Genomic DNA, 9,251 nt, shown 5'->3' with positions numbered 1-9,251 from the left:
CGAAGTAGTACTTGCCGACGTGACGATGGCCGCCGTCTGATAGAATTTTACGGTGTTGTTGGCCGGCGTTGTCGAAAAGCCAGTGCCAGTGATCGTGACCGTTGTACCGGGCGGGCCGCTGGCTGGTGAGAACGAGGTGATCGTTGGTCCAACCTCGGCCGGGGAAAACTGGTTCCCCGGAGTGAAATTTACGACGCTCGTCGTGGTCAGCCCATTCACCGTCACCGCGATGGGGCCAACCGTGGCGTTTGTGGGGACGATGACTTGAAGCGATGTTGAAATCGCCTGTTGAACCACCGCGGCGACTCCGTTGAACGTTACGTGGTTGGCGCTCGGAAGCACGCTGAAATTCGCACCCGCGATGGTCAGCGCCGTGCCGACGGCGCCGCTCGTAGCGGACAGACTGGTCAGCATCGGTGGTAACGGGGCCGCAATGCCCCACGCCTGCACTTCCACCAGTCGCGAATAGCCATCCATGCTCGCATTGCAGACGACACGCAACATAATCGTCGACACCGGCGCAAACGTGACGGTGCGCTTGACCAGATTGTTGCCGGTGACCGAGGCAACCGTCGTCCAGCCGGTTCCGTTCCACGCCTGAATGTCGAACGCCGTCAAACCCCATTTGGAGAACGTTGTCGAATCACCGGGCGGCGGAGATGTCGCGGAGTCTTGCAGAGTCCACACGGTGACGGCGTGAACCACCTGTGCATTCATGAAGTCGATTTTTGCCCAATCGGGAAAGACGCCGACTGTGGCATCTTCCCATCCGCCGTCGGACGCCAAGCCCCAATCCGCTCCCGACGTCACCCCATCATTGAGGGCAGAGGCTGGGAAATTGTCGCCACTGCTGGAAGAGGCGCTCACCGCCACGCCATTGTTCGATGCCAAGGCGACGTCGTTGATACCTGTTGCACCCCAGGCTTCGATTTCTACGATCGCCGTGCCTTTTGTACCGCCGACATTGCACACCACGCGAATGGCCGAGGTCGCGACCGGCGCAAAAGAGACGGTGCGTTTGACGAGGTTGTTGCCAACAATCGACGCGACGGTTACCCAATTTGTGCCGTTGAACACCTGTACGTCGAACGCCGTCAGGCCCAGATTAGTGAACGTCAACGACTCCGGAGGGTCGATGCCGTGGGTGTAGTTGTCCTGCAGCGAATACACGCTGACGGTTTCGATCGTTTGTGTCGCAGCGAAGGCGATCTGCGCCCAATCGCCAGACGTGGCCTTGCCCTGCCAGCCGCCACCTTTGCCCCAGGTGATTCCCGTGCGGTCGCCATCGTTCAACGACGAGGCGGGATAGTTTTTGCTTGAGGCCGTCGAGGAGACGGTTGCAACGCCGCCGTTGGCGGAAGCGGCCCAGTTGACAATGGTATCGGCGGGGGCTTGGGCAACGGCGTTGCCCACGAAAAGGAGGAGCAAACTCAGAACCGCCATCGCCTTTGTGGCGACGGTACGCGATGACAATACTCGCATCGTCCCTACCCCTGTCTAATTTCCTGAAGGCTAATCACGTTCACAGCGTGATGTCTATCGCGGCTGCTCGGAAACCAGCGCTGCGTCACAATCCCAACGGCAAGGGTTTTGATCTCGATCGACCTACGTATCAAAAATCCCGAAATCAGCCCGACGCGCCAATGCCACGGATCAAAAGACTGTGGTGCGAGCAAGTTGTCTCACGCACTGGTCAGTGCTCAGCGATCCGAAGTACACGGCCGTGTTTCGCCAAAGAATTGAGCCGGGGAATGCTGCCGTCTGTTTGGACGCCTATTCCAGACTCACATTATTTCCACTACTTCGCTCGCGCCGGCTTGCGCGCCGGTGCGCGCACCGCCTTCGCTTTCCCACGCGGCTGAGCCGTCTTTTTCAGCGCTTGGCGTTGCGGCTTGCGCTTGGCGACATGTGCGGAAAATTCGTCGTTAAGGAAGTGACCGCCGTTGGTCAGGATGAAATCGCGCATCGCCTTGGCTGCGGGCGAGTGGCGCTTGTCGGCCAGGTGCGCGACGTGCCAGGTGCGCATGATCGGCGTGCCCTGTACGTCGAGGATCGCCAGCGCGCCGTGGCGCAGCTCCAGGCCGAGCGTGTGCAGCGAGATCAGCGCGACGCCCATGCCCGCGATCACCGCCTGCTTGATCATTTCATTGCTGCCCATTTCGATCATGCGCCGCGGCTTGAACAGGGTCTTGGCGAAATACTCGTCGTTGAGCATGCGCGTGCCCGATTCGGGCTCGCGCAACAGTAGGGTTTCATTGCGCAGCTCGAATAGATCGATCGCGCCGACGCCGGCACAGGGATGATCCGGTGGCGCGATGAACACATAGGGGTGCTGGGCGAACGCCTCGGTCACCATCTCGAGTTCGCGCGGCGGCCGGCCCATCACCGCCAGATCGATTTCATTGCGATGCAGGTATCCGTGCAGCGCACCGCGATTGCCGGAAAGGATGCGTAGGTCGAGATTCGGATACTGCGCGGTGAAACGCGCGAGCAGTTTCGGCACGAAATATTTCGCGGTCGACACCATGCCGACGGTGATACTGCCGCCGCGCAAGCCCTTCAACTGGTTGACGGTTTCCTCGGTGTCGTGCAGTTCGCCGATCACGCGCGACGCGTGCTCGTGCACGCGCACGCCGGCTTCGGTGAGGGCGAGGCGTTTGCCGAAGCGGTCGAGCAACGGCAGGCCGAGCGCCTCTTCGAGTTGCTTGATCTGCATCGATACGGCCGGTTGCGACAGATGCAGCTCCTCGCTCGCGCGCACGAAGGAAAGTTGGCGCGTCACCGCGCAGAAGATTTGCAGCTGGCGGAACGTGACCCGGCGCAACATAAGTAAAACCTTATGACACAGTCAGAAATCCTGACTGTACCTGATGATACGCCCGAACTATGGTCGATGCACGCAAGCCACTTCCGACTACGTGCAGGAACCGCCATGAACGCACTCGCCAAAGACACCGCCAACGAAGCAGACACCGAGATCAAGAGTGGCGCCAAGCGCTACAAGGCCGGCGTGCTCAAGTACAAGCAGATGGGCTACTGGCAGCCCGATTACGTCGTGCAAGACACGGACCTCGTCGCGCTGTTCCGCATCACACCGCAGGAAGGCGTGCCGGCCGATGAATGCGCCGCGGCCGTCGCCGGCGAATCCTCGACCGCGACCTGGACCGTCGTCTGGACCGATCGCCTGACCGCCTGCGAACTTTATCGCGCCAAGGCCTACCGCGTGGACCCGGTGCCGAACACCGGTCCGGGCACGAAGACCGAGCAGCAGTATTTCGCCTACATCGCTTACGACCTCGACCTGTTCGAGCCCGGCTCGATCGCCAACCTCACCGCTTCGATCATCGGCAACGTCTTCGGCTTCAAGGCGGTCAAGGCATTGCGCCTGGAAGACATGCGCATCCCCGTCGCGTACCTGAAAACCTTCCAGGGCCCGGCGACCGGCATCGTCGTCGAGCGCGAGCGGCTGGACAAGTTCGGCCGGCCGCTGCTCGGCGCGACGACCAAGCCGAAACTCGGCCTGTCCGGCCGCAACTACGGCCGCGTCGTCTACGAAGGTCTGAAAGGCGGCCTTGATTTCATGAAGGACGACGAGAACATCAACAGCCAGCCGTTCATGCATTGGCGCGACCGTTTTCTCTACTGCATGGAAGCGGTGAACAAGGCTGCCGCCGCGACCGGCGAGGTCAAGGGCCATTACCTCAATGTCACTGCCGGCACGATGGAGGAGATGTACGCGCGCGCCGAATTCGCCAAGCAGCTGGGCAGCGTCATCATCATGATCGATCTCGTGATCGGCTACACCGCGATCCAGTCGATGGCGCTGTGGGCACGCAAGAACGACATGATCCTGCATCTGCACCGTGCCGGTAACAGCACCTACTCACGGCAGAAAAATCACGGCATGAACTTCCGCGTGATCTGCAAGTGGATGCGCATGGCCGGCGTCGATCACATCCATGCCGGCACCGTGGTCGGCAAGCTCGAAGGCGATCCGCTGATGATCAAGGGCTTCTACGACACCTTGCGCGAAACGCACACGCCGCAGAATCTGGAGACCGGCCTGTTCTTCGAGCAGGACTGGGCGAGCCTGAACAAGGTCATGCCGGTTGCCTCCGGCGGCATTCACGCCGGCCAGATGCACCAGTTGCTGACCTATCTCGGCGAGGACGTGATCCTGCAATTCGGCGGCGGCACGATCGGTCACCCGCAGGGCATCCAGGCCGGCGCCGTCGCCAACCGCGTCGCGCTCGAAGCGATGGTGCTGGCGCGCAACGAAGGCCGCGATATCTGGAACGAAGGACCGCAGATTTTGCGTGAAGCTGCCAAGTGGTGTTCGCCGCTTAAGGCCGCCATCGACACCTGGGGCGAGGTCAGCTTCAACTACGAGTCGACCGACACCGCCGACTTCGTGCCCACCGCCACCGCCAGCGCCTGATCCGGAGAACCCGCCATGATGACCAACACCAACCAGCGTCTGACCCAGGGCCAGTTCTCGTTCCTGCCCGATCTTTCCGACGCGCAGATAACCAAGCAGCTTGAGTACGCGTTGAAACAGGGCTGGGCAGTCGGCATCGAATACACCGACGATCCGCATCCGCGCAACACCTACTGGGAGATGTTCGGCAACCCGATGTTCGATCTGCGCGACCCGGCCGGCATCCTGATGGAGATCAACAACTGCCGCAAGACGTTTGCCAGCCACTACATCCGCGTCACCGCGTTCGATGCGACGCGCGGCGTCGAATCACCGAAGATGTCCTACCTCGTCAACCGGCCCAAGAACGAGCCCGGCTTCGGTCTCGTGCGGCAGGAGGTCGATGGCCGCAGCATCCGCTACACGATTCACTCCTACGCCACCGACAAGGGCGAAGGCGAGCGCTACTAGGCATTGCGATGAACGTTCTCGCCACGCCAGCGCCCGATAGCGAAGTCCGCGATCTCTCCGTGTTGTATCGAGAGAGCGGTATCGCGGAGGTGTTCGACAAGCTCGACCGCGAGTTGATCGGTCTGGCGCCGGTGAAATCGCGCATCCGCGAGATCGCCGCTTTGCTGCTGGTCGACAAGGCGCGGCATGCGGTCGGTCTGAGCGCGGGACGGCCGAGCCTGCACATGAGTTTCACCGGCAATCCGGGTACCGGCAAGACAACGGTGGCCTTGCGCATGGCCGATATCCTGCACCGGCTCGGCTATATCCGCAGCAATCACGTCATCGCGGTCACGCGCGACGATCTCGTCGGCCAGTACATCGGCCACACCGCGCCGAAGACCAAGGAAGTGCTGAAGAAGGCGATGGGCGGCGTGCTGTTCATCGACGAGGCGTATTACCTGTACCGACCGGAGAACGAGCGCGACTACGGCCAGGAGTCGATCGAGATCCTGCTGCAGGTGATGGAGAACCAGCGCGACGACATCGTGGTGATCCTGGCCGGCTACAAGAATCGCATGGAGACCTTCTTCCGCAGCAATCCGGGCATGGCCTCGCGCGTTGCGCACCATATCGATTTTCCCGATTACACGGCGGACGAACTGCTGCAGATCGCGCAATTGATCGCGGCGCAAATGGATTACCGCTTCGACGCGGCGGGTCTTGCGGCGATGCGCGAGTACATCGCCCATCGCCTGACGCAGCCGCATTTCGCCAACGCGCGCTCGATCCGCAATGCGCTCGATCGCGCACGCCTGCGCCACGCGTCGCGGCTGTTTTCGTCCAGCGCAACGGCCAACGCCGCGCCGGAAAAAGATCAGTTGATGTTGATTACGCCCGAAGATATTCGTGCCAGCCGCGTGTTTCGCGGCGGGTTGGGTGGAGAAAGCAAAATCTCTTAGTTCGTCATTCCGGCCAAAGCCGGAATCCAGTTCCTTTGCTCTTCCAATCAGAAAGACGCTGGATGACCAGCTTCGCTGTTGTAAGCACCTCCGGCTTTCGCCGGAATGACGGCGAGAAGCAATAGCAAGAGGCAATTTCAGTACCGGAGACGCGCCATGTTCAACCGCCGCACCACGCTGTCGAAATTCCTGATCGAGCAGTTGAAGGGCTCGCCGGACAGCAATGCACTTGCCGCGTTGCTGGTCGACGTGGCCGCCGCGATCAAGGCGATCAGCGCGGTGGCGGCGAAAGGCGCGCTCGACGGCAACACCGGCTCGCTCGACACACAGAATGTGCAGGGTGAAACGCAGAAGCCGCTCGACCTGCTGACCAACGAAATCATCTTGCGCCATTGCGACTGGGGCGGCCTCGTCGCCGGCATGGCCTCGGAGGAAATGGAGCAGCCGTTCGACATCCCGGGTGAATATTCGCGCGGCCGCTATCTGTTGTTGTTCGATCCGCTCGACGGTTCGGCCAACATCGACCTCAATGTTGCGGTCGGCACGATCTTCTCGGTCCTGGTTCATGACCGCGACGACGCCCCGGTCGAAGCCGACTACCTGCAGCCCGGCAACCGCCAGGTCGCGGCCGGTTACGCGATCTACGGGCCATCGACGATCCTCGTCCTGAGCGTCGGCCAAGGCTCTCACGGCTTCACCCTCGACAAGGAAATCGGCAACTTCATCCTCACGCACCCGAACCTGCGCGTGCCCGACGAGACCGACCAGTTCGCGATCAATACCTCGAACGAGCGTTTCTGGGAGCCGCCAATGCAGCGCTACGTCGAGGAATGCAAAGCTGGCAAGACCGGTCCGCGTGGGCGCGACTTCAACATGCGCTGGATCGCTTCGATGGTCGCCGATGTGCATCGCATTCTGATCCGCGGCGGCGTGTTCTCCTATCCGCGCGACAACAAGGCACCGAACAAGGGCGGGCGCCTGCGCCTGTTATACGAGGCCAATCCGATGGCGATGCTGATCGAGCAGGCCGGCGGTCTGGCCTCGACCGGCCGCAACCGCATCCTCGACAAGCAGCCCGAACAGCTGCATCAGCGCGTGCCGGTGATCCTCGGCTCCAAATGCGAAGTCGAGCGCATCGAGCGCTATCACCGCGAGTTCGACGACGGTACGGACCAACCCTTTGTCTCGCCGCTGTTCAACGAGCGCTCGCTGTTTCGTCCCGAAGCGCGCGCGTAGCCAACGAGGAACCGTCGATGTCGACCAAGCATCCCGTTATTGCGATCACCGGGTCTTCCGGCGCCGGCACCACCACGGTGATGTCGAGCTTCGTGAATATTTTCCGGCGCGAAAATCTCAAAGCGCAGCTGGTCGAAGGTGACAGCTTCCATCGCTTCAATCGCCTGGAAATGCGCAAGGAGATGAAGGATGCCGAAGTGCGCGGCGATCGCAACTACAGTCACTTCGGTCCCGCGGCGAATCTGTTCAAGGAGCTCGAAGACCTGTTCCGCAGCTATGGCGAAACCGGCGTTGGCAAAGCGCGCAAGTATCTGCACGACCCGGCCGAGGCCGCACCGTACAAGCAGGAACCGGGCACGTTCACCGCGTGGGAGGATGTGCCCAAGGGCACCGACCTGCTGTTCTACGAAGGCCTGCACGGTGCCGTGGTCGACGGCGATGTCGATGTCGCGCGTTACGCCGATCTGAAGGTTGGCGTGGTGCCGATAATCAACTTGGAATGGATCCAGAAACTGCATCGCGACCAGCGTATGCGCGGCTACAGCCAGGAAGCGGTGACCGACACGATCCTGCGCCGCATGCCCGATTACGTCAGCCACATCTGCTCGCAGTTTTCGCGCACGCACGTGAATTTTCAGCGCGTGCCCACGGTGGATACGTCCAATCCGTTCGTCGCGCGCTATATCCCGTCGCCGGACGAAAGTTTTCTGGTGATCCGCTTCGCCAATCCGAAAGGCATCGATTTCCCGTACCTGCTCAGCATGCTGCACGATTCGTTCATGAGCCGGCCGAACACGATCGTTGCGCCCGGCGGCAAGATGGGTTTGGCGATGGAATTGATTTTCACGCCGATGATTCTGCAGTTGATGGATCGCAAGCGGCGCGCATTGGCGGCGTAGACGCGGCCTGCTCGTCATTCCGGCGAAAGCCGGAGGTGCTTTACAACAGCGAAGCTGGTCATCCAGCCCCTTGCTCTTTTCTACTGAACGCAGCCGTTGAACACCAAGGCGAAGGCTGGATTCCAGCTTCCGCTGGAATGACGAGGCAAAAGACACACATGAACGCAAATATCCGCCCAGTCGAAGCCACCCAGCAAGAGCTCGCCAACGCGATCCGTTTCCTCGCGGCTGACGCAGTGCAGGCCGCGAACTCCGGCCATCCCGGCGCGCCGATGGGCATGGCCGAGATCGCGCTGGTGCTGTGGCAGCGCTATCTTCGGCACAATCCGGCGAATCCGGCTTGGCCCGATCGCGATCGCTTCGTGCTGTCGAACGGCCACGGCTCGATGCTGCTTTATGCACTTTTACACTTGAGCGGCTACGACCTGTTGCTGGACGAGCTCAAGCGCTTCCGCCAGCTGCACAGCAAGACGCCCGGACATCCCGAATACGGCATGACGCCGGGCGTCGAAACCACGACCGGTCCATTGGGTCAGGGTCTGACCAACGCCGTCGGCATGGCGCTGGCGGAGGCGTTGCTGGCGCGTGAATTCAATCGCGACGATCACACGATCGTCGATCATCACACCTACGTCTTCCTCGGCGACGGTTGTCTTATGGAAGGCATAAGCCATGAAGCGGCCTCGTTCGCGGGGACATTGGGCCTCGGCAAGCTGATCTGTTTTTACGACGACAACGGCATCTCGATCGATGGCCATGTCGAGCACTGGTTTGCTGACGACACGCCGAAACGTTTCGAGGCCTATGGCTGGCATGTCGTGCGCGCGATCGACGGTCATGATCCGGCCGCGGTCGAGAACGCGCTGGTCGCAGCGCGCGCGCAACGCGACAAGCCCAGCCTGCTGTGCTGCAAGACGGTGATCGGCAAGGGCAGCCCGAACAAGGCCGGCAGCCACGATGTGCACGGCGCGCCGCTAGGTGCGGACGAACTCGCGGCGACGCGCAAAGCGCTGAATTGGCCGCACGCCGCATTCGATATTCCCGACGCGGTCTACGCGCAATGGAACGCGCGTGCCGAAGGTGCGCGCATCGAGGCCCAGTGGCAGCAGCGTTTCGATGCCTACGCCAAGGCCTTCCCGCAACTTGCCGCGGAGTTCAAGCGCCGCATCGTGGACGAACTGCCGGCCGACTGGAAAGCCTTCGCGCGCGCGAAGCTCGCCGAAGTACAGGCGGCGATGCCGACGATCGCCACGCGCAAGGCTTCGCAGAATGCGCTCGACCTGCTCG

At 61.6% G+C, this 9,251-nt stretch carries 8 protein-coding genes; 6 read left to right on the top strand and 2 right to left on the bottom strand.

Annotation, left to right across the window (positions count from 1 at the left end; translation table 11 throughout):
• Together VIE67_RS12260 and VIE67_RS12255 are read right to left on the bottom strand one after the other, a co-directional pair.
• The coding region (locus VIE67_RS12260) for an IPT/TIG domain-containing protein (protein ID WP_332026616.1) at nucleotides 1-1,443 on the bottom strand (1,443 nt) is incomplete at its 3' end.
• Between the two features lie 355 nt (nucleotides 1,444-1,798).
• Nucleotides 1,799-2,827: a LysR family transcriptional regulator gene (locus tag VIE67_RS12255; protein ID WP_332026614.1), complete on the bottom strand. Its 1,029-nt coding sequence runs from the start codon at nucleotides 2,825-2,827 to the stop codon at nucleotides 1,799-1,801.
• Between the two features lie 105 nt (nucleotides 2,828-2,932).
• Between VIE67_RS12255 and VIE67_RS12250 the strand changes: the two genes are divergently transcribed.
• The 6 genes from VIE67_RS12250 to VIE67_RS12225 all read left to right on the top strand — a co-directional run.
• Nucleotides 2,933-4,438, top strand: coding sequence for a ribulose-bisphosphate carboxylase large subunit (locus tag VIE67_RS12250; RefSeq protein WP_332026611.1), 1,506 nt, complete (start codon nucleotides 2,933-2,935; stop codon nucleotides 4,436-4,438).
• 15 nt (nucleotides 4,439-4,453) lie between these two features.
• On the top strand, nucleotides 4,454-4,888 hold the full coding sequence (locus VIE67_RS12245; protein ID WP_332026609.1) for a ribulose bisphosphate carboxylase small subunit: 435 nt from the start codon (nucleotides 4,454-4,456) through the stop codon (nucleotides 4,886-4,888).
• A gap of 8 nt (nucleotides 4,889-4,896) precedes the next feature.
• Nucleotides 4,897-5,829 (top strand): CbbX protein, encoded by a 933-nt coding sequence (cbbX, locus tag VIE67_RS12240; RefSeq protein WP_332026607.1) that lies wholly within the window; start codon nucleotides 4,897-4,899, stop codon nucleotides 5,827-5,829.
• Nucleotides 5,830-5,985: 156 nt separating this feature from the next.
• Complete coding sequence (locus tag VIE67_RS12235) at nucleotides 5,986-7,065, top strand: class 1 fructose-bisphosphatase (RefSeq protein WP_332026605.1); 1,080 nt, start codon at nucleotides 5,986-5,988, stop codon at nucleotides 7,063-7,065.
• A gap of 17 nt (nucleotides 7,066-7,082) precedes the next feature.
• On the top strand, nucleotides 7,083-7,964 hold the full coding sequence (locus VIE67_RS12230; RefSeq protein ID WP_332026603.1) for a phosphoribulokinase: 882 nt from the start codon (nucleotides 7,083-7,085) through the stop codon (nucleotides 7,962-7,964).
• Nucleotides 7,965-8,122: 158 nt separating this feature from the next.
• Nucleotides 8,123-9,251: thiamine pyrophosphate-binding protein (locus VIE67_RS12225; protein WP_332026601.1), on the top strand; the 1,129-nt coding region annotated here is incomplete at its 3' end.

Source organism: Rudaea sp., assembly GCF_036560865.1.
Classification (GTDB): domain Bacteria; phylum Pseudomonadota; class Gammaproteobacteria; order Xanthomonadales; family Rhodanobacteraceae; genus Rudaea.
This window is presented reverse-complemented; position numbering and strand designations above follow the sequence as displayed.